General features: G+C 39.6%; 16 protein-coding genes. All 16 read left to right on the top strand.

Features of this window, described 5'->3' with window-relative positions; genetic code table 11:
* Positions 1-1409 (top strand): RagB/SusD family nutrient uptake outer membrane protein (locus AC1DPQ_RS01120; RefSeq protein ID WP_477607568.1); only part of this gene is annotated, 1409 nt, incomplete at its 5' end.
* A gap of 20 nt (positions 1410-1429) precedes the next feature.
* Positions 1430-2446 carry a SusE domain-containing protein gene (locus AC1DPQ_RS01115; RefSeq protein WP_477578165.1) on the top strand — a complete coding sequence of 339 codons (1017 nt, stop codon included), beginning with the start codon at positions 1430-1432 and terminating at the stop codon, positions 2444-2446.
* Positions 2447-2509: 63 nt separating this feature from the next.
* Positions 2510-3583: an alpha-amylase family glycosyl hydrolase gene (locus AC1DPQ_RS01110; protein WP_477607566.1), complete on the top strand. Its 1074-nt coding sequence runs from the start codon at positions 2510-2512 to the stop codon at positions 3581-3583.
* Between the two features lie 59 nt (positions 3584-3642).
* Positions 3643-4176 (top strand): cyclomaltodextrinase C-terminal domain-containing protein, encoded by a 534-nt coding sequence (locus tag AC1DPQ_RS01105; protein ID WP_477607564.1) that lies wholly within the window; start codon positions 3643-3645, stop codon positions 4174-4176.
* Positions 4177-4267: 91 nt separating this feature from the next.
* Positions 4268-4966 (top strand): beta-phosphoglucomutase, encoded by a 699-nt coding sequence (gene pgmB / locus AC1DPQ_RS01100; RefSeq protein ID WP_477578161.1) that lies wholly within the window; start codon positions 4268-4270, stop codon positions 4964-4966.
* A gap of 123 nt (positions 4967-5089) precedes the next feature.
* Positions 5090-7408: a glycoside hydrolase family 65 protein gene (locus tag AC1DPQ_RS01095; RefSeq protein ID WP_477578159.1), complete on the top strand. Its 2319-nt coding sequence runs from the start codon at positions 5090-5092 to the stop codon at positions 7406-7408.
* Positions 7405-9249, top strand: a complete 1845-nt coding sequence (locus AC1DPQ_RS01090; protein ID WP_477607563.1) for an alpha-amylase family protein — start codon at positions 7405-7407, stop codon at positions 9247-9249. The genes AC1DPQ_RS01095 and AC1DPQ_RS01090 overlap by 4 nt, the downstream gene beginning before the upstream one ends.
* 106 nt (positions 9250-9355) lie before the next feature.
* Complete coding sequence (locus tag AC1DPQ_RS01085; protein ID WP_477578155.1) at positions 9356-10732, top strand: MFS transporter; 1377 nt, start codon at positions 9356-9358, stop codon at positions 10730-10732.
* A gap of 107 nt (positions 10733-10839) precedes the next feature.
* A complete protein-coding gene (locus AC1DPQ_RS01080) occupies positions 10840-12723 on the top strand; it encodes an alpha-amylase family glycosyl hydrolase (RefSeq protein WP_477607561.1) in 1884 nt (627 codons plus the stop codon).
* A gap of 193 nt (positions 12724-12916) precedes the next feature.
* Complete coding sequence (locus AC1DPQ_RS01075; RefSeq protein WP_477578152.1) at positions 12917-13471, top strand: RNA polymerase sigma factor; 555 nt, start codon at positions 12917-12919, stop codon at positions 13469-13471.
* A 752-nt stretch (positions 13472-14223) separates the two neighbouring features.
* Positions 14224-15291: a FecR family protein gene (locus tag AC1DPQ_RS01070; protein ID WP_477578150.1), complete on the top strand. Its 1068-nt coding sequence runs from the start codon at positions 14224-14226 to the stop codon at positions 15289-15291.
* Between the two features lie 186 nt (positions 15292-15477).
* Positions 15478-18756 (top strand): SusC/RagA family TonB-linked outer membrane protein, encoded by a 3279-nt coding sequence (locus tag AC1DPQ_RS01065; protein ID WP_477607559.1) that lies wholly within the window; start codon positions 15478-15480, stop codon positions 18754-18756.
* A gap of 18 nt (positions 18757-18774) precedes the next feature.
* Positions 18775-20370: a SusD/RagB family nutrient-binding outer membrane lipoprotein gene (locus tag AC1DPQ_RS01060; RefSeq protein WP_477607557.1), complete on the top strand. Its 1596-nt coding sequence runs from the start codon at positions 18775-18777 to the stop codon at positions 20368-20370.
* Between the two features lie 228 nt (positions 20371-20598).
* Entirely contained in the window at positions 20599-22938 is a 2340-nt protein-coding gene (locus AC1DPQ_RS01055) for a family 20 glycosylhydrolase (protein WP_477584839.1), read from the top strand.
* Between the two features lie 429 nt (positions 22939-23367).
* Positions 23368-23769 carry a hypothetical protein gene (locus AC1DPQ_RS01050; RefSeq protein ID WP_477584838.1) on the top strand — a complete coding sequence of 134 codons (402 nt, stop codon included), beginning with the start codon at positions 23368-23370 and terminating at the stop codon, positions 23767-23769.
* Positions 23770-23927: 158 nt separating this feature from the next.
* Positions 23928-24831, top strand: a 904-nt coding sequence (locus AC1DPQ_RS01045) for a S10 family serine carboxypeptidase-like protein (protein ID WP_477607555.1), incomplete at its 3' end; no start/stop codon positions are given.

Genomic DNA, 24831 nt, shown 5'->3' with positions numbered 1-24831 from the left:
GTTCTACAGGATCGGATAATAGTGATATCGGTGGATTGAACTCGGGTTTTGCAGATTTCCTGCGTTTATTCTGGACTTCACAAGAGTTGGTAACCGATGAGGCGATCTGTGCCTGGGGAGATACCGGTATTCCGGAATTAGATTATGGTACACCAAGTGTGGATAACCAATTTTTAAGAGGATTATACTCGAGAAGTATTTTACAGATTACGGTTTGTAACGAATTTATTCGCGAAAGTACAGCCGATAAATTGGCTTCACGCAACATTACAGGTACCGATGCTGCAGATATTACCAGATATCGTGCAGAAGCCCGTTTTTTACGTGCTTATCAATATTGGGTGCTTTTAGATGCCTTTGGTAATCCTCCTTTTGTTACCGAAAATGATGAAATCGGTAAAGTAGCCCCAAAGCAGATCCAAAGGGCTGCCCTTTTTAGCTATATCGAATCAGAACTTAAAGCAATTGAGGGTGATTTAGCCAATGCGCGTGGCAACGAATATGGCCGTGCAGATAAAGGCGCTGATTGGGCTTTATTGGCCAGGTTATATTTAAATGCACAGGTGTATACCGGAACTGCAAAGTATACAGAAGCCATTACTTACTCGKGCAAGGTGATTGCTGCGGGTTATAGCTTAAAATCCAATTATATGGATCTTTTTAAAGCGGATAATAACATTAACAATACCGAGAATATTTTAACCATTAATTACGATGGAGTAACAGGTACCAATTATGGAGGCACCACATTCCTGATCAACGCAGGTATTAATGCCGATATGGGTACAGCATCATATGGTGTGCCGAACGGCGGTTGGGGCGGCAACAGGACCCGTCAGAATTTGCCTGCATTATTTCCAGATGCAAATGGAACTTTAGATAAACGCGGTACTTTCTTCGGTGCAAAAAATACAGTTGATGAAATTGGCGTATTTACAGATGGATTGCGTGTTACAAAATTTAAAAACATCATTGGTAACAGCACCATACCTCCATCATTAAACGGAACATTCAGCTCTTTGGATTTTGCCATTTTCCGCTTGGCTGAACAGTATTTAATTTACGGAGAAGCAGTTGCCCGTGGTGGTTCAGGTGGTGATGCAGGGAAAGCGCTCGAATATGTCAATGCCTTACGTCAACGTGCTTATGGCAATGCATCAGGTAATCTGACTCCAGCTGCATTAACCGTCGATTTTTATTTGGATGAGCGTGCCCGTGAATTATACTGGGAAGGTCACCGCCGTACCGATTTGGTGCGTTATGGTAAATTTACCGGTGGTACTTACTTATGGCCATTTAAAGGTGGAGTTAAAGCCGGAACATCTATTCCTGCCTACCGCAACATTTATCCGATTCCAGCGGCAGATTTAATTGCCAATCCGAATCTGGTTCAAAACACAGGTTATTAATCTTAATATTTTAATAAGATATGAAATCAATATTTTTCAAAACCTTGGCCTTTTGCTTTGTAGCACTGTCGCTTTGGTCGTGTAAAAAAGACGAAACACAAACGGTTTCAATTATTGGGGCAGCAGGCACACTTACCGCTTCTACCAATACATTGAGTTTGGTACAGGCAAATGGTGCGCAGGCCGCATTAACATTAAGCTATCCACTGGCTACGTCATCAGGTTATGTGGTGCCAGTAAACTCAACCTTACAGTTCGCGTTAAAGGGCACTAACTTTGCTGCTCCAAAAGAAGTAGTGGTTACCGCAAAAACTTATGCACCAACCGTAACCGAAATCAACAACATGATTTTGGCTTTAGGTGGAAAAGTTGGCGTTGCCGCCCAGGTTGAAGTAAGGTTGAAATCGGGAGCAGCCGTAAACGATTTAACTTACTCAAACGTGATCACTTTAACAGCTACACCTTATTTGGCTTCAGCATGGATTTATGTTCCAGGGGCTTATCAAGGATGGGATCCTGCTACTGCTGACAGTTTAATTTCGCTATCAAGCAATGGTATTTATACCGGAATGATTGCTTATACCGCCGGAAACCTGGAGTTTAAAATCACTCCTGCCAAAAAATGGGATATTGCCTATGGCGATGCTGGTGCGGGTAAAATCAGCAGTAGTGCAGGCGATAACTTAAAATCGCCAGATGCCATAGTAAAACAGGTAACCGTTGATTTAAATGCCAAAACCATAGCTTTTTCAACACCGAACGAATGGTCGATTATTGGAGACGCAACTTTGGGTGGCTGGAACAATGATACCGACATGAAAGTGGTAAATGATGGAAAATCAAATAATTACTCCGTTAAAACAACCTTAACCGCTGGTGCATTGAAATTCAGGTTCAAACACGATTGGACAGTTAATCTCGGTGGTAGTATAACTGCTTTAACCAATAATGGCGATAACATTGCCGTAACCGTTCCCGGAACTTATACCATTACTTTAGATGTAGCCGCTAAAAAAGCTACAATGGTTAAAAACTAATCCTTATTATCTGCCCTGCAGTTACATACTGCGGGGCTTTTTTAAAATCTTTAAAGTTTTAGCATGAACAGATCTCATACCCATCCAAATTATCCGTTTCCAATTCATAATCATACTAATACTTCCTTTTTTAAAAGGATAACAACCATTTTTACCCTACTGGTTGTTTTTCTAACAAACAATCTATTTGCCCAAAAGCTGGAGCGGATAGAACCAATGTTCTGGTTTACAGGCATGCACAACCCTAAATTACAACTGCTGGTGCATGGCGATAATATTGCCAATACCACAGTGGCCTTAAGTTATCCAGGGGTTAAGCTCATTAAGGTAAATAAAGTAGAAAATCCAAATTATCTATTCCTCGATTTAACAATTGCTGCGGCAGCCAAAGCCGGCAAATTCCCGATTAACTTTGTCGTTAATGGAAAAAAAATATTCAGTTACACTTACGAATTAAAAAACCGCGATAGAAGTGCGGGAAGGATTCAGGGCGTAACCAACAAAGATTTAATTTACTTGCTTATGCCCGATCGTTTTTCGAACGGCGATAAAAGCAACGATGTGGTTCAGGGTTTAACCGAAACTGCATTAAACCGCGATAGCATGTACTACCGCCATGGCGGCGATATACAAGGTGTAATCAACCACCTCGATTACCTGAAAGATTTAGGCGTAACTACAGTTTGGATGACACCAGAGGTAGAAAACGATATGCCACAAGCTTCATATCATGGCTACGCAGTAACCGATCATTATAAGATAGATCCACGTTATGGAACAAATGCGCTTTATAAAAAGTATGTAGAGATTGCCCATGCCAAAGGATTAAAAGTGATTAAAGATATTGTACATAACCACATTGGCACCCAACATTGGTTTTATAAAGATTTACCGATGAAAAGCTGGTTAAACCAATGGCCAAAGTATACGCAAACGAGTTACCGCGATCAGACCGTTATGGATGTACACGCCGCTGCGGCAGATCGTAAACAGATGTTAGATGGTTGGTTTGTACCTTCAATGCCCGATTTAAACCAGACCAATCCTTATGTACAGAATTACCTGACTCAAAATCACATCTGGTGGATCGAATATGCTGGTATTGATGGTTTACGTTCCGTTTGTATGCCACCTTAGCGCACGATTTTCTCTATAAAAACCCAAATACCAACTGCATCTTTTTAGATAATCACGATATGAGCCGCTTCTATTCGATGGTTGGCGAAGATTTCGATAAATACAAAATGGGAATGAGCATTCTCTTAACCATGCGGGGCATTCCCGAGATGTATTACGGAACAGAAATTTTAATGAAAAACTTTTCCAATCCCGATGGACTGATCCGTTCCGATTTTCCCGGTGGCTGGGAAGGTGATAAAAAGGATAAATTTATAGCCGATGGCCGTACAGGCAAAGAAAATGAAGCTTTCAATTTTGTTAAAACATTGGCCAATYTCCGCAAGAACAGCGCAGCATTACAAACCGGTAAATTGATGCAGTTTGTACCGCAAGATGATATTTACGTTTATTTCCGCTACAATACAGAACCAAAAGGGACAGTAATGGTTATTGTAAACAACACTGAAAAAGAAAAAACATTAAATACCGATCGTTTTGCCGAAAGAACGGCAGGAATTACAACTGCCAAAAATGTAATTACCGGCGAAAACATCAATTTTCAAAATATAACAGTGCCAGCCAAGACCACTTTGGTGCTCGAATTAAGGTAGAAGGTTGAGGGTTTAAGGCGGAAGGTAATTGCCACTTGCCAAAAAAATGCTACGCCTTGAAACCTGATACGTACTAAAAAATATAATAAAGATGCAAAATAATAGTCATATAGAACCTTCTGCCTTCAACCTTACGCCTTCTGCCTCAATAAAGGCCTGTCTCTTCGATTTAGATGGCGTACTTGTAGATACTGCAGTTTACCATTATAAAGCCTGGAAACGTTTGGCCAATACCATGAGTTTCGATTTTACAGAAGAGCAGAACGAACAGTTGAAAGGCGTTAGTCGGGTAGAAAGTTTAAATAAGATTCTCGTTTGGGGTGGTGTAGATAAAACCGATGCCGAAAAAGAAGAGCTTGCCAGTTTAAAAAACAGCTGGTATGTAGATATGATCACTAAAATGACACCGGCCGAAGTTTTGCCCGGAACGGTTGATTTCTTAACAGCGATTCACAAGGCCGGTTACAAATTGGCCTTGGGCTCGGCAAGTAAAAACTCAGGGATTATTTTAGAGAAGACAGACCTTGCTCATTTCTTCGATGAAATAGTTGATGGAAACATGGTCACCAAATCAAAACCTGATCCGGAAGTATTTTTAAAAGGAGCCGAACTTTTAGGTTTTGCACCTGATGAATGTGTGGTTTTTGAAGATGCTGTTGCGGGTGTAGAAGCTGCAAAAAGAGGCGGAATGAAAGCCATCGGTATCGGCGAAAAAAGCGTGCTTAGCCAGGCAGATGTGGTAGTAAGCGGATTAGACAAATTAACAGTTAAAGATTTAGAGAATTTATAGGCCTATGGCCGTCATTGCGAGGTACGAAGCAATCTTAAAACGAAAGAAATTCAAATCAATTGTGAGGATGAAAGCGCTGAAAGGAGATTGCTTCGTGCCTCGCAATGACGAAAGTAAAAAAGGATGAAAAATTACATTAAAGCAGATGAGTGGAATATTATCGAAGAAGGCTTTGATCCACATTTAAATAAAATTTCGGAAAGTATTTTCAGTTTGGGTAATGGCCGTATGGGCCAACGCGCCAACTTTGAAGAAACTTATACTGGAGATACTTTACCTGGGAATTACGTTGCAGGTGTTTATTATCCAGATAAAACCCGTGTGGGATGGTGGAAAAACGGATATCCGGAATATTTTGCAAAAGTATTGAACGCGGCTAACTGGGTAGGTATCGAAGTAAAAATAGATGAGGAAATCCTTGATCTGGCAACAGCTGAGGTAAGCGATTTTAAACGTGTGTTGAATATGCATGCCGGATACCTGGAGCGTACCTTCACTGCAAAATTAAAAAGCGGTAAAACCTTAAAAGTTAAATCAACCCGTTTTTGCAGCATTGCTGAGGATGAAGTTGGCGCCATCCGTTATAACATTACGCCATTAAATTTCGATGGTAAATTAACATTAACGCCTTTTATTGATGGCGATGTTAAAAATCAGGACAGCAACTACGACGAAAAATTCTGGGATAAGGTAGCGGACGAAATTTCTGGAACAGAAGCTTACATTAAATTAAGAACTAAGAAAACTGAATTTGAGGTTTGTACCGGGAGTAATATTGAACTATATAAAAATGCGGAGAAATTAGACATCAACCCTGAGGCTGTCCACAAAGAGAAATTTGTGGGACAAACTATCTCTCTTAATGTTAAAGCAAATGAAGAGATCACTTTGGTTAAAATCGCAGCGAATTTATCTTCAGAAAATTACCCGAAAGAATCACTTTTAAAAGAAACAAAATCGGTAATTGCCAAAGCATCTGGTAAAGGATTCGATACCTTGTTAAAAGAACAAACTAAAGCCTGGGCGAGCAAGTGGGAAGAAAGCGATATCATTATCGAAGGTGATGTTTCGGCTCAACAGGCCATTCGTTTCAATATTTTTCAGCTTTTTCAAACCTATACTGGTAAAGATGACCGGTTGAACATTGGTCCGAAGGGTTTTACGGGCGAAAAATACGGGGGCTCAACCTATTGGGATACAGAGGCTTATTGTGTGCCGTTTTATCTGGCAACTGCTCCACAGGAAGTGAGCAAAAACCTGTTAGTTTATCGCCATAAGCAATTGGGTAAAGCGATTGAAAATGCAGCAAAATTAGGTTTTAAAGACGGTGCAGCATTGTATCCTATGGTAACGATGAACGGTGAGGAATGCCACAACGAATGGGAAATTACCTTCGAAGAAATCCACCGTAATGGCGCCATCGCTTTTGCCATTTTCAATTACATCCGCTATACTGGTGACGAAAGCTACCTGACTGATTTTGGTTTAGAAGTGTTGATCGGTATTGTCCGATTCTGGAAACAACGCGTTAACTGGAGCAATGATAAACAGCAATATGTAATGCTTGGGGTAACCGGACCAAACGAATATGAGAACAATGTAAACAACAACTGGTACACCAATATTTTGGCTACCTGGTGTATGAAATATGCTACCGAAGCTGCCGGAATCGTGAAAACGCAGCAGCCCGAAAAATACAACAGTCTGTTAAAAAGCTTAAATTTCGATCAAAAGGAATTTACTGACTGGGCCGATATCATCGAGAAAATGTATTATCCACAAGATGAAAAACTGGGCATTTTCTTACAACAGGATGGATATTTAGATAAAGAACAAACTTTGGTGAAAGATCTTCCTGCCAGCGAACGTCCAATTAATCAAAAATGGAGCTGGGACAGGATTTTACGCTCGTGTTTCATTAAACAGGCCGACGTTTTACAGGGATTATATTTCTTTGAAGAAGATTACGATCTGGATACATTGAAACGCAACTTCGATTTTTATGAGCCACGTACCGTACACGAAAGTTCATTGTCTCCTTGTGTGCACAGTATTTTAGCGGCAAAATTAAATGATGAATCACGTGCATACGAATTCTACTTGCGTACYGCCCGTTTAGATCTGGATGATTATAACAATGATACCGAAGATGGTTTACACATCACTTCGATGGCTGGAACCTGGATGAGTGTGGTAGAAGGTTTTGCGGGCATGCGTGTGCGTGATGGTAAATTGCAGTTTAATCCTTTCTTGCCAGGCAAATGGAAATCTTTTTCGTTTACCATCGGCTTTAGGGGAGCTACCTTAAAGATTAATATTACCGAGAACGGTATCAGCATCAAAAACAATGCAGCCATTGATTTAGAAATCGGTATCAGAAACCAGTTTTATAAATTGGCCGGAAATACCGAAATTGAAGTAAATAACGCAGCGTTGGTATGATTGTAGAGGTAAAATGTAAAATGGAAAACGGATGGAGATTTGCCTCGACTGATCGTCATTGCGAGGAACGAAGCAATCTTAATGCGGTAGCCTATATTGTGGCAATTTTCTTTTTACTTATTTCATCACCATCCTTTGCACAAAAACAGCGTACAAAAATGAACGATAAACAGATCGTTATTTATCAGTTATTACCCCGTTTATTTGGGAATAAAAACAGCACAAATACGCCCTACGGTACCATTGAGCAGAACGGTTCTGGTAAGTTTAACGATATTACCGATAAAGCTTTAGATGGTATAAAAGAGCTCAGTGTTAATTATGTTTGGTACACAGGTGCACTTGCCCACGCAAGTTTAACCGATTATTCTGCCTATGGGATTAAACCTGATGATGCCGATGTGGTAAAGGGTAGAGCGGGCTCGCCTTATGCCATCCGCGATTATTACGATGTAGATCCCGATCTGGCTGTTGACGTTAAAAGTAGAATGAAGGAGTTTGAAGCACTGGTGAAAAGAACACATGCCAAAAACTTAAAAGTGCTGATCGATTTTGTGCCCAATCACGTAGCCAGAAGTTATCACTCTTATGCAAAACCAAAAAATATAATCGATTTTGGTGCCCAGGATGATGTAACCAAAGCTTTTAGTGCCAGAAACGATTTTTATTATAACCCTGGCCAGCCATTTGCAGTGCCAACAAGTGGTGCAAAGCAAACACCTATTTCTATTTTACAGGATGGTAAGTTTAATGAAAACCCTGCAAAAGCTACCGGTAACAATGTATTTTCTGCACAGCCTAAATATGACGACTGGTATGAAACCATTAAGCTGAATTATGGCGTAGATTATCAGAATGGCGAAAAGCAATATTTCGATCCCATTCCGCCGGTTTGGCTAAAAATGCGCAATATTTTAACTTATTGGGCCAATAAAGGGGTGGATGGTTTTAGGTGTGATATGGCCGAAATGGTGCCTATTGCTTTCTGGAACTGGGTAATTCCACAGGTTAAAAAAGTGAATCCTGATTTAATTTTTATCGGAGAAGCCTACAACCCAAAAGTTTACAAACAATATTTAGACGAAGGTAAATTCGATTATTTGTATGATAAAGTGGGTTTGTACGATGGACTTAAAAAACTGATCAGAAATGAACCAACTGCAGATGTGGCTGCGATTAAACAGGTGTGGCAGGTAGAAAGTGCTGGTTTTGGCAAACACATGTTGYGCTTTTTAGAAAACCACGATGAAGAACGCATTGCATCAGCAGGATTTGCAGGGAAAGCCGAACTCGCTTTACCTGCAATGGTTGTTTCGGCAACATTAGGCTCGGGGCCGGTGATGCTTTATTTCGGTCAGGAAGTTGGCGAACCTGGAAAAGGTCAGGAAGGATTTGGCGGCGACGACAACAGAACCACTATTTTTGATTATTGGGGTGTTCCCAATCACCAGAAATGGATGAATAATGGCGCTTTTGATGGTAAGCAATTAAGTGAAAACGAGCAGAAATTACGTGCTTACTACCAACAGTTATTAAAAGTTACTTCAACCAGCGATGCCGTAATGAATGGCGAAATTTATGAGGTGCCGGTTACAGGTAATATGAATAAGCACATGTATGCTTTTATCCGTTACTCTGGCAAACAGCGTTTATTGGTAGTGGCCAATTTTGATCGGACACAAACCTTAACCGCCAATATCGAAATCCCTGATCAGGTTTTAAAAGTTAAACATTCAGTTCCGGTTACAGATCTGTTAACAGACAGAAAATTAAATATCCCGGCAGGAACAAGTATACCCGTAACCGTTACGCCCGTTAGCGCACAGGTAATAGCGTTTTAACCACTAGTGGTGCGTCAAGCGGCGTGCGGTTAGCGATTGAACATTAATTGTATAATCAAAATATATAACGCCATGCGCCCTGCGCTTAGCGCTTAAACAATGCAAAATGAGCTTAAAAACAGTATTCGAGAACCCGAAATTAACACTCGTACAGATCATCAACATGAGCGTTGGTTTTTTTGGGATTCAGTTCGGTTGGGATTTACAGCGCGCAAACATGGGCCGTATTTACGAAAACCTTGGCGCTAATCCCGATCAGGTTCCGTTATTGTTTTTGGCCGCGCCCTTAACCGGCTTATTGGTACAACCTATTATTGGTTACCTGAGCGACCGTACCTGGCACCCAAAATGGGGTAGAAGAAGACCCTATTTTATGATCGGGGCCATTGTAAGCAGTATTGCATTAATTTTTATGCCACATAGCAGTGTGTTGTGGATGGCCGCTGGTTTACTTTGGATTCTGGATGTTTTTGGGAATATTGCAATGGAACCTTTCCGCGCTTTTGTTACCGATAAATTACCCGATAGTCAGGTTAACCGCGGGTTCATTATGCAGAGTATGATGATCGGTTTAGGTGGAAGTGTAGCATCAGCATTGCCATGGATTATGAACAACGTATTCCACTTAACCAATACTGCAGAACAGGGGAGTATTCCTGAAAATGTAAAGTTTTCTTTTTATATCGGTGCATTTTTCTTTTTCGCCGCGGTATTGTGGACGGTTTTTACCACTAAAGAATACCCACCTCAGGATGTAGATTTTAAAGAAAAAGTAAAAGAAAGCAATAAAGGTTTTGGTGGTGGTGCGAGAGAAATTTTTCATGCCTTAAGGAATATGCCAAAAAGAATGCAGATTGTTTCTTTGGTGCAGTTTTTTACTTGGCCAGGTTTGTTTTTAATGTGGTTTTATTATACCACAGCCGTTGCCGTGAATGTTTTTGGTGGAAAAGATGCTGCTGATCCGGTTTATGCGCATGGTGCAGATTTTGGAAGTTTAACACTCGCGTACTACAGTGTTATTACTTTTCTTTTCGCACTGGTGCTGCCAAAAATTGCCGATGCGCTGGGCCGTAAAATCACACATGCCCTTTGTTTAATCTGTGGAGCCATTGGTTTAATCAGCGTAGCCTGGGTGCACGATAAAAATATGCTGTATTTATGCATGACTGGTGTGGGGATTGCCTGGGCCAGTATACTTTCTATGCCCTATGCCATGCTGAGCGGTTCTCTGCCCAAAGATAAAATCGGGATCTACATGGGCATTTTCAACTTTTTTATCGTACTGCCAGAGATTATGGCCTCATTAGGCTTTGGTTGGTTAATGCGTAATGTGTTAAATAACGATAGGCTTTTGGCAGTTCAATTGGGTGGGGGTTTAATGATTCTGGCTGCTGTAATCTGTTTTGTATTTATCCGTGAACCAAAGAAAACAGACGAGGTCTTGGCTTCTAAACTTGGGTTAGAAGAAAATAGATCGGTGTAATATTCCGTGGTCTGTGTCCCCACAGACCACTATAATAGTATTTCGGTCTGTGGGGACACAGACCGAGGAGATAAACTGTGCCTGGAAATTGTAAAATCCCTAACCAAATGAAAAAAATAATTTACCTATTGTTATTGGTAGTAGCGTTTAATAGCGCCTGTAAAAAAGCATCTACAGATGTTAGCCTAGAACCAACGCCAACAAATCAAACAGCGGCTTTACCTGCCGGGGCGAGAGATGGCGTGGTATTTATCAACAACGGAACATCGGCGATAGTAACATTATATGCACCAGGTAAAAAGTCAGTCTCGCTAATTGGAGAGTTTAACGATTGGTCTACCACAACGCTAGCTATGAAAAATACACCAGATGGGGGTTATTGGTGGATTCAGGTAGATAATTTAAACCCCAATACAGAATATGCCTACCAGTTTTATGTAGATGGAAACTTAAAAGTTGCCGATCCTTATTGCGAGAAAATACTCGATCCAGATTATGATAAATACATTACTGCAGCAACGTACTCAAACTTAAAAGCCTATCCAGCGGGTAAAACAACCGGTATTGTAAGTGTAATGCAGGCCAATCAGTCAACTTACACCTGGAAAAACACCAGTTTTTCCCGCCCGGCTAAAGATAACCTGGTGATTTATGAATTGTTGATTCGCGATTTTACCACCGATCATAACTACGCCTCAACACTGGCCAAACTCGATTATCTGATCGGTTTGGGCATAAACGCAATTGAGTTAATGCCAGTAAACGAATTTGAAGGTAATTTGAGCTGGGGCTACAATCCGTCGTTTTATTTTGCCCCTGATAAATATTATGGGACTAAAACCGCGCTACAAAACTTTATTGATGAATGCCACGGAAAAGGAATTGCGGTAATTATGGATATGGTGCTAAACCACTCTTTCGGTCAATCGCCTATGGTGCAATTGTATTTTGATGGCGCTAAGCCAACCAATGCTAGTCCATGGTTTAATGTTGATGCAAAACATCCATTTAATGTGGGGTATGATTTTAACCATGAAAATTTGGCTACTAAAAAGTTCTCGAAAGATGTGATGAAATTTTGGATGCAGCAATATAAAATTGATGGTTTCCGTTTCGATCTGTCGAAAGGATTTACACAGAAATCGTCAACTAGTGATGACCAGTTTAGATTGTACGATGCCGGGCGGATTGCAATTTGGAAAGATTATAATGGTTTTATCAAAAGTTTAGATCCTAATTTTTATGTGATTTTGGAGCACTTTGCTGAGGAAGCTGAAGAAAAAGTTTTGGCCGATGAGGGTATGATGCTTTGGAACAACATGAATTACAACATGAACGAAGCAACCATGGGCTGGTTAGATAATTCTAATTTTCAGTGGGGTTTTTATGCCAATCATGGGTTTGCCAAGTCAGAGAATTTGGTTGGCTATGGCGAAAGTCACGACGAAGAGCGATTAAATTTTAAGAATATTACTTATGGAAATGCTTCAGGCAGTTATGTAATTAAAGGAAATTTAGCCACTTCATTAAAAAGAGAAGAATTAACAGCCGCATTTTTATTTAGTATCCCCGGACCAAAAATGATCTGGCAGTTTGGAGAATTGGGTTACGATGTAAGTATCGATTTTAATGGAAGAACAGGCGAAAAACCAATTAAATGGGATTATTACGCCGATCCGAATCGTAAAGCATTATATGATGTTTACGCTAAATTTATCAGATTGAAAAAGAACAATACCATTTTTAATTCAACAAGCTCAACCTATAGTCTTGCTGGTGGAATCAAGTTCATTAAATTAACAGAAGGTGCGAATACGGTTGTAGTGGTTGGGAATTTTGATGTAGTGCACCAGATAGCCAATATTGATTTTGGTTCATCAGGAACTTGGGTGGATGCGGTTGGAAGCAGCATAAACCTTTCATCAAATAGCTATAACAGAACTTTAGCACCGGGAGAATATCACATTTTCAGTAAAACAGCTTTAAAGTAAAATCGTTGGTCGGAATTTGTAATCCCGTCCTCCTTAGAACTAAGGATTTTTAATCCTTTGGCAGATTGTCAATAAACTGTAATAAAATCGAGATTATAAATCTCCACCAACAAACTTTTTTCACATTGATAAAAATCGGCGCGTAATAATCTTGTTGTTTTTAGTTAATATTGCGATAACAACTAACAGGCTAATGAACAGTAAACTAGCGCATCACTTATTATGGGAACGGTTACGGGTTGGCGATAAAGATGCGTTTTTTGACCTTTATTCAGCACTTTATTACTCGCTCGTAAATTTCGGGATCAGGGTTTGTGCCGATGCCGATACTTCAAGTGAAGCTACCGACCTTGTTTTTACCACCATTTGGGAGAAACACGAAAGCCTAACCCGTGTTGATAATGTTGAAGCCTATCTGCGTACCTTCCTTAAACGCAAACTGCTCAGAATATTAGAAAGAAAGCGTAAAATTAACGATGCACTTTTTAATGCAGGGGCCGATGGCGATTGGATGGAAATGAGCTACGAAGAGTTTATTGTTAAGGTACAAAGCGACGAACTGGTACAACATCAGCTCAAAAATGCGCTAGAAAAATTAACCTTCCGTCAAAAACAGTTGATCCATTTAAAATTTTTTGACGGACTAAGCTACGAACAGATTGCCGAGCAGAGCAACCAAACCATAAAAACGGCATATAATACCATCTACGACGCCCTTAAAATCCTAAGGAAAGAATTTAATGCGTAAATCTCCGCATTTCGTCATCTCGATCGCAGCGCAGCGGAATAGAGAGATCTTTTGCAGTTAGTTCAATTCCTTTATAAACTTCTGATTTGGGCAGAAAATCTGCGTTAACGATAGGAGCGGCATCCTTTTGGTGTCATCCTGAGCCCGTAAAAGGAAAGCCAAAAGATACAGCGGATAGCGTGTTAAAACGTCCAAAAAATTAATACTTAAAACTTCTGAAGCCTTTCTATCCTCACAGTCTGCCAGTTTGAGATAGTGGATTTTATATTTTGAAAAACGAACATTCCTGTCTCCGTAGGTGCTGTAGTCCCGTTATGCACTCCAATCTTTTTATTGCAAATAAACGTTATAGTTAATATGGTTTTTAAGCAATAAAAAGGATTTCCGTTACTACCAGGTTTAGGGAACTGGGTGTGTGGTTCTTGGCATTTAATCCTTCTGCTCCCTGCAACCTTCAATAGTAATACAGCCTCGGCCACCTAAACCTGATAGGAGCGATATGAAATAAAGCGGATAGCAGGACTATCAAACCCAAATGCTTCTGTAATTGCTTTCGCAGAAAAAAAACATAAAAACTGCTTGAACCTTGAGCGGATTAACTCCTTTGTATTTCTTAATCGGCATTCCTACAAATTAAATTTCTTCGTTCTATCTATATTCAGGGCACATATTCCGCTATCTTAAAAAAAAGTTAAAATTTCCTTAGGAAAAAGTAAAGCTTTTGGGCACTGATATATAAAAGGCAAATTAGAATGGTTGATAGAAGTAAATTCAATGCAGAAGATTTTCTTGTCGATAGTACTTTTCAGCAGTATTGTGCTGAAACAGATAAGCTTTGCGTTGGATATTGGGAGAAGTACATTAATGCCCACCCTGAGCAGGCTGTAGTAATTGCAGAAGCAAAAAAACTTTATGTGATATTGAGCGGGAATAAACGCCCATTAAATAAACAAACAGAAAGCCTGAAGGAAAGTATGTTTCCAGCAGAAAAAGTAGTTAAACTGAACCGTTATTTATGGCTTAAAATAGCTGCAGCATTAGCTTTAGTGCTTGGCTCAGTATTGGTTTATAACACATACTTTAAGTATAACAATACAAAAAATGCTGTAACGGAGGTTTACACCTTTACCACAAAAAGTGGTGAGCGTAAAAAAATTAAACTTCAGGATGGAACATCTGTATTATTAAACGCAAAAAGTTCTTTATCTATAACCAAAGGTTTCAACGATCAATTCAGAGAGGTTACCCTAAGGGGTGAGGCTTTTTTTGATGTGGCTCACGATAAAAATAAACCTTTTAAAGTGCACACGGCCGATTTTAACATCAATGTACTGGGTACTGCTTTTAATGTGAAAGCATATCCCGATGAAACAACTTCAGAAGCAACTTTAATCCGTGGCTTAATTACCATGGAAGCCGTAAATGGAAATGGCGGAACCATTACTTTAAAACCAAGTCAGAAAGTTACTTTTTATAAGAGCGTTGCTCCGCAACAAAAAAGCAAATTGCTTAAACCTACTGCTTTACAGCCCGAAATTACCATTAACCATTACACAAAGATTAAAGACAGCACCATTGTAGAAACCGCCTGGACGCAGAACCGGATCGAAATATACGATCAGGATTTTGATGAGATTAGGAATGTTCTAGAAAAATGGTATAACGTAGAAATCAGATTTACAGATCCTTCAATAGAAAAATACCGCTTTACAGCGACCATAACAAACGAAAGTATCGAACAGGTTTTACAAGCTTTAAAAGACACTGAAAATAATTTTAAATATGAGATAAAAGGAAAACAGGTAACCATCTCGAAATAGAAAGAAAAAAGGACGGTGTTGGAGCACCGCCCTTAACAATTTCTCTTTTGATTAATTAATGGCAGTTTATGCGCAAACAGATTGCTGCCAAGAACTTTATGCAACCAAAAAAACAAAAATATGATTTATTATTACTTACTGCAAGGGCGCCCAAAATATAAAGCGCTTCTAAAATTCATTATGCTAATGAAACTAGCCTGTATTATGGTTTTCATTACCTGTCTTAATGTTTCGGCATCGGTTTTTTCTCAGGAAAAAATTTCTTTGGATGTTAAGAAAACAAAACTGGCCAGGGTATTACAGATTATTGAGCAGCAAAGCAGTTACCATTTTGTTTACAGCTCTTCTTACGTACCGGTAAACAAGGATGTAAGCATTACTGTAACCAATACTTTGGTAACAGATGTATTGGCAGCCATTTTAAACAGAACCAACCTGAAATATTCTGTTTCGGATGGTGGCTTAATTGTAATTAGCAAAAATAAAGAAGTCCCGATTTCAGGAACCGTTAAAGATGCCCTTGGAGGGGTTTTGCCTGGCGCAAGTGTTAGGGTAAAAGGAACAGGCATTGGTACTTCTACCGATGTGAATGGTAAATTTGCATTAAATGCGCCTGAAAATGCAATTCTGGTAATTTCTTATGCTGGTTTTCAAACCAAGGAAATTGCCATCGGTTCGCAGACCAATATCGATATCGTATTATCAGAAGATACCAAACAGCTTACCGATGTGGTGGTTACTGYTTTGGGTATCAAAAAAGAAAGAAGGGCCTTAGGTTACTCTGTTACGCAAGTTAGTGGTGAAACGCTAACCCAGGCAAGGGAAAATAATGTGGCCAACTCTTTGGTTGGTAAAGTGGCTGGTCTGGATATCAGTTCTACCTCTGGTGGCGCGGGAGCAGCAACCAGTGTAACCATCCGTGGTGTTTCTAGTTTAAGTCAAACTAATCAACCCTTATATGTAATTAATGGGGTGCCGATGGAGAATAAACCGGTGGGTTTAAATAATCTCAATGGCAATGGTAACTCTGGCGGCCAATACGATAATGCTCCAGATTTAGGAGATGCTGTTGGGAACTTAAATCCTGACGATATTGAAAGTATTTCAGTGCTGAAAGGTGCAGCAGCATCGGCATTGTATGGCTATCGTGCAAAAGCAGGTGTAATTTTAATTACCACAAAAAGTGGAAAGGGAAACAGCATAGAATTTAATAGTAATTATGTAGCAGAACAGGTTATGGACAGAACCAACTGGCAATATGTTTATGGACAGGGAGCCAATGGTGTAAAGCCCGTTGATGCCGCTGCAGCGGCACAGGTGGGTGGTTCCAGCTGGGGAGCAAAATTAGATGGATCTAATGTAATCCAGTTTGATGGTGTTTCCAGACCTTATACTGCACAGAAAAACAACATCGAAGATTTTTACCGTACTGGGGGTACATGGTCTAATACTGTGGCATTGAACAAAAGTTTTGATGGCGGTACCATCCGCTTATCAGCTAACGATGTTCATAATAATTCGGTTGTTCCAAATTCAGGTTTAAGTAGGCAGTCTTTTAATTTTACAGGTACTTTTAATCCGGTTAAACGCTTAACTATCGATGCCCGCATGAATTACATTTTAGAGCAGGCGAAAAACAGGCCAATGGTTTCAGACGGTGCAGGTAATGCCAATTATAATGTTGCTTTTTTACCAACAAGCGTAAGCGTAAATGATCTTAAGCCATGGAAAGACGCAAWTGGCAATGAAATCCAATACAATAAAGGCAATGCTTATGCAACCAATCCTTGGTTCGCTGCAAACGAGTTTGTAAACGATACCAAACGCGACCGTTTAATCAGTTCGTTCAGTGCTAAATATACTTTTGATAGTGGGCTGTTTTTACAGGGGCGTGCCGGACGTGACGCCTATACTGACAGCTATAAAAACGTGGTACCATCAGGTACCGCTTATTATGCACCCGGTAAAATTGTAGAACAGGCAACTAAGTTTGCCGATGTGAATGTGGATGTTTTAGTAGGTAAACCTTTTAAAATAGATGAAGATTTTGCTGTTACACCGAATGTTGGAGCGAGTTATCGTAGAACAAACGTTAATCAGACAACAAACAGTGGGGCAGATTTTGCAGTTTTCGGTGTTTATAATATTCTAAATGCCAAGAATAAATCTGTGGCATATGTAGCATCCGTAGCCGAAACCCAATCTGTATATGGTACTTTAGAACTTGCCTATAAAGACATTTTTTATTTAACAGGAAGTGGTCGTACCGATTGGTTCTCTACGTTGGCAACGCCAGGTAAAGACAATAAATTGAGTGTATTTTACCCGTCGGTTAGTGGCTCATTTGTTTTCTCCGAACTTTGGAAACCATCTTTCTTAACTTTTGGTAAAGTGAGGGCTGGCTACGCAGTTGTTGGTCAGGCAACAGATCCTTATCAAACTTTATTAACTTACAGTTTAAGGAGTGAAGTGTTAAATGGTTTGCCGTTAGGCACTATTTCTAATGTAAATATTCCAAATTCGGCATTAAAAGCATCAAAAGCAACCGAATTGGAAGTTGGTACCGAAATGCGTTTTTTAGGAGATCGCTTGAACCTCGATCTCACCTGGTATAAAAAAACCTCTAAAGATGAAATCACCTTTGTTACTACATCGACATCAACCGGTTATAGTGGAGCCGTTTTAAATTCTGGTAAGATCGAAAACAAAGGTGTTGAATTATTGCTATCCGGACAGGTGTTAAAAAGTAAAGATTTTGTGTGGACATCATCTTTAAACGGATCTTACAATGATAATAAAGTAATTTCTCTTGCTGATGGTGTAACCTCAAACCTTATTGCAACCTCACGGCCAGGTGTTGGCTTTTTACAAAACATTCCAGGCAAAGCCGCCTCGCAGGTAATGGCATATGATTACAAATATGATGCGGCAGGAAAAGTCATGCTTGGTGCAAACGGTGCACCTCAACGAGGCGATCTTGTTGCATACGGTTCTGCTTACAATAAATGGTTTGCCGGTTGGAACAACGAGTTTAATTATAAAGGTGCAACATTATCATTTTTGATTGATGGTAAATGGGGAGGAAAAGTATTCTCTGCTACTGATTATTATGGCTATGTGTTCGGTTTGCATCAAGCTACACTGGAAAACCGTGAGGCCTTGGGCAATACCGCAGCAACTTACTATCAGCTGTCAGCAGATAATGTTTCAAATAAATTTGTACAGGATGCCAGTTTCATTAAGCTCAGACAGATGACCTTAGGTTATAACTTTCCAGCCAAAATGTTCAAGAACAAAATACATGGTTTAAATGTAAGTTTTGTCGGTCGAAATTTATTTATCCTGATGAAAAAGACGGATAACATCGACCCTGAGTCCAGTTACAATGCTACTTTTCCAGGATTGGAACTAGGTGGTGTGCCGCCGGTTAGAACATTTGGCGTAAACCTTAGTGTGAAGCTTTAATTTTAAACAGACAGAACAATGAAAACAAACATATTAAAAAAATATAGCCTGTTACTTTGTATCGGCATGTTAATAATCTCTGGTTGCACCAAAGATTTCGAAGATATCAATACCAACCCTTCTGCATATGGGGCAGCTACTTTCGATCCTAATTTTACCTTAACTACCGCTCAGCTTACTTACACTGGGAGCATCGATTTCGCTTACGATACCTGGAGAGGGAATTTGATTTATTCATCTACTATGATGCAGGGGCTTTCTACTGTTGTAAGCTATTGGGCAGGAGATAAGTATCTGCTTAATGAAGGTTATACTGCAGCTTATTGGGGCAGTACCTCCGTTGGTGCTTATGTAGAACAAGTTAAACCTATTGTTGATATTGTTGAATTTACAAAAGGATCTTCCAAGTATAATAACGTACGCCAGGTTGCACGTTTATGGAAAGCTTTAATTTTTGAACGTATTACCGATCTGTATGGTGATGTGCCTTATTCGGAAGCAGGACAAGGTTATTATACAGGTAATTTAGCACCTAAATATGATAAGCAACAGGCAATTTATACCGATTTATTAAAAGAGGTAGAAGAAGCAACAAATGCATTGGATGTGAATGGTGATAAGGTTACTGGAGATGCCATTTATAAAGGAGACATCAATAAATGGAAAAGATTCGGTAACACTTTATTATTGCGTATAGCCATGCGCTTAACCAAGGTTGATGAAAATACAGCTAAAGCCTATGCACAAAAGGTAATTGGTAAAACCATGGCCAGCAATGATGATAATGCCTTCGTTAAACACGATGTATCAGGCGCAAGGGTTACGCAGAACCGCAACAGTCAGGTATTGGCTGGCGATGGTGGACAAGAAAATTATTATGTGAAGTGGTCACAAAATTTTATTAATAAATTAAAATCAGCAAACGACCCACGTTTAGGAAAAGTTGCCGTTACAGGGCTTTTTCTTGATGAAAACACGAAGACACAAAATCCTAATTACAGTTCCGACCCACTTGTTCAAAAAGGAATGCCTAACGGGAAAGATTTAAGTGGTATTGCTGGTAGGGATATTAGGCAAGATGCTTCTTATACAACTTTTCCTGCTTATTCATCACCTAACCCGGCAATGATTAAGAAAGATGGTATTACCTTTATCTTAACTTATACCGAAAGTGAATTGTTATTGGCAGAAGCTGCGCAAAGATGGGCAATTGGTGGATCAGCCGCGGCCCACTATGCTAATGGTTTATCTGCTGGTATCACTTTCTTATCTCAATACGATGCCAGTCTGGCGATATCAAGCACTGTAGCCGATGCCTATGCCATTGCCAATCCGTACATCGCAGCTAATGGTTTGGAAATGATTAATACCCAATATTGGCTACACACATGCACCATGTTGGATTTTTACGAAACATGGTCTAATTGGCGCAGGTCTGGATTCCCGACTTTAACGCCTGTGGTTTATCCTGGGAATGCTACTAACGGAACTATTCCCCGTCGTTTCCCTTATCCAGTAGAGGAAGCAGCTAAAAATGGTGTTAACTACAAGGCCGCTTCCGCAGCTGTACCAGGTGGCGATAACCTTGCAGGTAGAGTTTGGTGGGATAAATAATTTATATCATCCCGGTTTTTTACCAGCCGACATTGCTTATGCAGTGTCGGCTTTTTTATTCAATTGGTTTCTATTGCATTTTCATCAAACGTTTGCGCAAAACTTACTTGAGCGTATAAAGAAGTTTAGTTTATCTTTAACTCATAAGTGTATCATCTTCAGTATTAAAACTGTAATGTGCTTAACGGAATACGCTAAACGCAAATTATAATAATTCATCATTTACACATGAAAAGCATTCTATTTACTCTTGGTTTCGTTATTGTCATTCAAGGTCTTTTATTCGGTCAAACCGACAGCACGGTTATTCAATCAGTACCTAACATTAAAGAAATAAAGGCCGGCGACAAGAAAATTATTTTTCCCGAAAGCCCAAAAGGTTATTCCTTGGTATTTAAGGGAAGTAATCGTGAACCAATAGTAAATCCATCTGGCGATATTAATACCCCACTGGTTGCAACAAATGTCAACTTGTACTTCGAGCTGATTAGTCAGGTAAGTGATTCGATACGGTATGATGTATCTAAACAGATCGTTGTGCCTGGGAAATTTTCAGACGGTGGCATTAACCCACAACCTTTTGTAATCCCCGCTTTACGCGAATGGCATGGTGGTAAAGGCAATTTCTCTTTAACGGCCACCAGTAGAATTGTTTTAAATACAGCGAATGAGAAACGGCTGCAGAACGCTGCCAGCATTTTAAAACAAGAGTTGAAAGATCAGTTGGGTTTTAACCTGTTAATTGTGAAAGGTAAGGCTAAAAAAGGCGATATTTTTTTATCGTTAGGTGCAACAGATAAAAGCATTGGCGAAGAAGGATACTACTTTAATGCAGATGAATATATTACCATTAGTGCAGTAAAATATCAGGGATTATTCTGGGGAACCAGAACTTTGCTACAGTTATTGGAACAGAAAAATTCCATTCCAAAAGGGCTGGCAAGAGATTACCCTGAATTTAAAGTACGCGGATTTGTGCTCGATGTTGGCCGTAAGTTCTTTAGTTTACAGTTTTTAAGAGATTATGTGAAATTCATGTCTTACTACAAATTGAACGATTTTCAGATCCACCTAAATGACAATGGCTTTAAAAAATACTTCAATAATAATTGGGCTGATACTTATTCGGCTTTCCGTTTGGAAAATACAACCTACCCAGGGCTGACGGCAAAAGATGGTTCTTATACCAAAAAGGAATTTATGGCGCTACAACAGTTAGCCGATAATTATGCGGTCCGCATTATTCCAGAAATTGATGCACCGGCGCATGCGCTGGCCTTTACCAAGGTAGTCCCCGAAATTGGCAGTAAAGCATATGGTATGGATCACCTCGATCTCCATAATCCACTTAGTTATACGGTTATGGAAAATGTATTTAAAGAATATATTTCTGGTAACACACCAGTGTTTACGGGTAAAGCGGTTCACATTGGTACAGATGAATATGCTAAAAAAGATGCAGAAGTTTTTAGGGCTTTTACCGATCGCATGATTAAATATGTAGAAAGTTTTGGAAAAGATGTTAGGCTGTGGGGAGCATTAACACACGCAAAAGGTACCACTCCTGTAAAAGTAGAAAATGTGGTGATGAACACCTGGTATAACGGTTATGCCAACCCTGTTGAAATGAAGAAACTGGGCTATAAGCAAATCAGTACGCCTGATGGATGGCTATATATTGTACCTGCAGCAGGCTACTATTATGATTACCTGAACATTAAAAATCTTTATAACAAATGGACCCCTTCTATGATCGGAAATGTTCAGTTTACACCTGGCGATCCTACTATATTAGGTGGCTCTTTTGCCGTGTGGAATGATATTGTAGGCAACGGAATTACAGAAAAAGATGTACATGACAGGGTATTTCCCGCCATGCAGGTATTAGCACAAAAGATGTGGGGAGGAAGTAATACAACTTTAACCTTCGACGATTTTAACGTTTTGAGCAAGAAGATAGGTGAAGGCCCATCATTAAACATAAGTGGAAAGCTATCTAAAAACGATGCACCATTTACAGCCCAGTTTAATTTCGATAAAAAGGACAAACAAATCAAAACTACTGATGCAACTTATACAGAAGGATATTTAAAGAACGCTTTATCATTTTCAGGAAARGATAGTTATGCCAGGTTACCATACGCTGAAATAGGTTATAATTATACGGTTTCTTTTTGGGTAAACCCTGCCAGTAACAATTTGGATGGTGCGCTGTTATTCAAATCGCCTAACGCTACTGTAAAATTAAAACAGACAGGTACGGGCAAACTTGGGTTTTCAAGGGAAGGTTATGATATCGATTTTGGATATGCTTTGCCCGAAAATAGCTGGACACACGTGGTCATAACCGGAACCAATAAGGGCACCAGTCTTTATGTGAATGGTAAACTCGAAAAACGATTGTACGATAACTGGATCACGTTTACAGACAAAGACAAAACGAAAGTGCGTAAATCGGAAACTTTGTTTTTTCCGCTTCAAACAGTTGGCGGATTTAAAGGAAAGTTAGATGAATTGCAAGTTTGGAACAAGGTATTGTCAGATGAAGAGATTCTGGCCTTAAAGTGATAAAAAAGAATTAAACAATAACCCGTCTCGATTAAATCAGTTTTTATTAGCCGATACCGCAAATGCGGTATCGGCTTTTTTGTCTCCCGTATTTTGAATAATATTTTAAGCAAACGTTTGTGCTGTGTCGGTTTTAGACTTTGTTTTCTTAGGCTTAAAGTAGATTCAAACTGTAATATTAAACAGTCGTAGTTGTTTGATTTAGTTATTTTCTGTGATTTTGTATTTGCTTATTAATCAAACGTTTGCGCGTAGGTTTAGCGAGGCATCTCCTCAACAAAGCATTATCTTTAACTAACAAGCTACTGTAATCTCACCTGTAATTTAATAGTTATTCACTTTTACTACCGCGTAAGATTGTAGTTGTATTTTCTGGCGCTATACACAAATGATTTTTAATTAATATTTAACCCATTTAAACCAAAGAAAATGAAAAAAACAATTGCTTTACTTGTAGCTTCTTTAGCTTTTACAGTTTGTCTGTTTAGTAGTTTTACGCCCGAAAAAGTTGCCCTTTCCCCTAAAAAGGTTATGCGCCGGGGTGTAGTTACGGTTACAAAAAATTTCACGACCAGTAATGGCCTGGCTGCAGTGGCAACACTTCAGTATACCACCGGGCAGGTTTATTCGAGCATTACAGTAAGCATAGAAGGAGAGGGCAACGTTCCGCTAACTTCGGTGTCCCATTCCTCAGGCCCAATTTATGCCGATACTTTTGAAGGTTATAAGGCCGGATCTTATTATGAATATTTTGTAGATGTATTGGTAACCGGAAACCCGACTATTGGCTGGCAAATTTCAGATGCAAGCGCCGAAGCGGTGGTGATTTAAATCGCCAGCCTAAATAAAGAGTCTACTGCTTCATTGCAGCAGTTTTTTGCAGAACCGGCATTGCCAAAAGCAGTGCTGGTTTTTTTTATGGTAACATTTCTAATGCGCTTTTTGATTAACGCCACAATAGTTTGATATTTAGAAACCAAACTCAAACAATGAAATTCAGATTTATACTCGCTACATTTTTAAGCATGGGCATTTTTGCATATGCACAACAAGAACCAAGAAAAAGCCAATCTAAAGAAACCGTAACCACTACCCAGGTTACCGTTAAAGATGAACCTAAATCTTCAGCAAACGAAAGGACAATTAAAGTAGAAAGTTCTGTTGTTACCAATCATACTGTAAATATCGATGGCAAATCCGTTCCTTATAAGGCCACAACAGGTACATTACCGGTTTGGGATGAAGACGGAAAACCGATTGCAGGCTTGTTTTATACTTATTACGAACGCAGTGATGTGCAAAATCGCGATAAACGACCTTTAGTAATCTCTTTTAACGGCGGCCCGGGTTCAGCTTCAGTTTGGATGCACATCGCCTATACTGGCCCTGTGGTTTTAAATATTGATGACGAAGGTTATCCTGTGCAACCTTATGGTTATAAAGAGAATCCATATTCTATTTTAGATGTTGCCGATATTATTTACGTCGATCCGGTTAACACTGGCTATTCAAGAGCGGTGAGTAAAGATATTCCAACCAATAAGTTCTTTGGAGTACGTGCCGATATTAAATATCTGGCTGAGTGGATCAATACTTTTGTAACCCGCAATAACCGATGGGCCTCTCCAAAATTTTTAATTGGCGAGAGTTATGGTACCACACGCGTTTCGGGTTTGGCTTTAGAGCTGCAAAACAGTCAATGGATGTATTTAAACGGTGTGGTTTTGGTTTCGCCAACAGAACTTGGTATTGAGCGTAGTGGCCCTGTTGATGCGGCTTTGCGTTTGCCATATTTTGCAGCTACAGCCTGGTATCATAAGGCGCTTGCGGTCGATTTACAAGGCAAAGATTTAACAGCCATGCTTCCTGAGGTTGAAAATTTTACCATTAATG

The sequence above is a fragment of the Pedobacter sp. 01T416_2 genome, assembly GCF_056398925.1.
This window is presented reverse-complemented; position numbering and strand designations above follow the sequence as displayed.

Bases quoted from the DNA above. Each gene is read 5' to 3' on its own strand.
- AC1DPQ_RS01115 (WP_477578165.1), top strand. From the start codon at position 1,430: ATGAAATCAATATTTTTCAAAACCTTGGCCTTTTGCTTTGTAGCACTG.
- AC1DPQ_RS01110 (WP_477607566.1), top strand. From the start codon at position 2,510: ATGAACAGATCTCATACCCATCCAAATTATCCGTTTCCAATTCATAAT.
- pgmB (WP_477578161.1), top strand. From the start codon at position 4,268: ATGCAAAATAATAGTCATATAGAACCTTCTGCCTTCAACCTTACGCCT.
- AC1DPQ_RS01085 (WP_477578155.1), top strand. From the start codon at position 9,356: ATGAGCTTAAAAACAGTATTCGAGAACCCGAAATTAACACTCGTACAG.
- AC1DPQ_RS01080 (WP_477607561.1), top strand. From the start codon at position 10,840: ATGAAAAAAATAATTTACCTATTGTTATTGGTAGTAGCGTTTAATAGC.
- AC1DPQ_RS01075 (WP_477578152.1), top strand. From the start codon at position 12,917: ATGAACAGTAAACTAGCGCATCACTTATTATGGGAACGGTTACGGGTT.
- AC1DPQ_RS01070 (WP_477578150.1), top strand. From the start codon at position 14,224: ATGGTTGATAGAAGTAAATTCAATGCAGAAGATTTTCTTGTCGATAGT.
- AC1DPQ_RS01060 (WP_477607557.1), top strand. From the start codon at position 18,775: ATGAAAACAAACATATTAAAAAAATATAGCCTGTTACTTTGTATCGGC.
- AC1DPQ_RS01050 (WP_477584838.1), top strand. From the start codon at position 23,368: ATGAAAAAAACAATTGCTTTACTTGTAGCTTCTTTAGCTTTTACAGTT.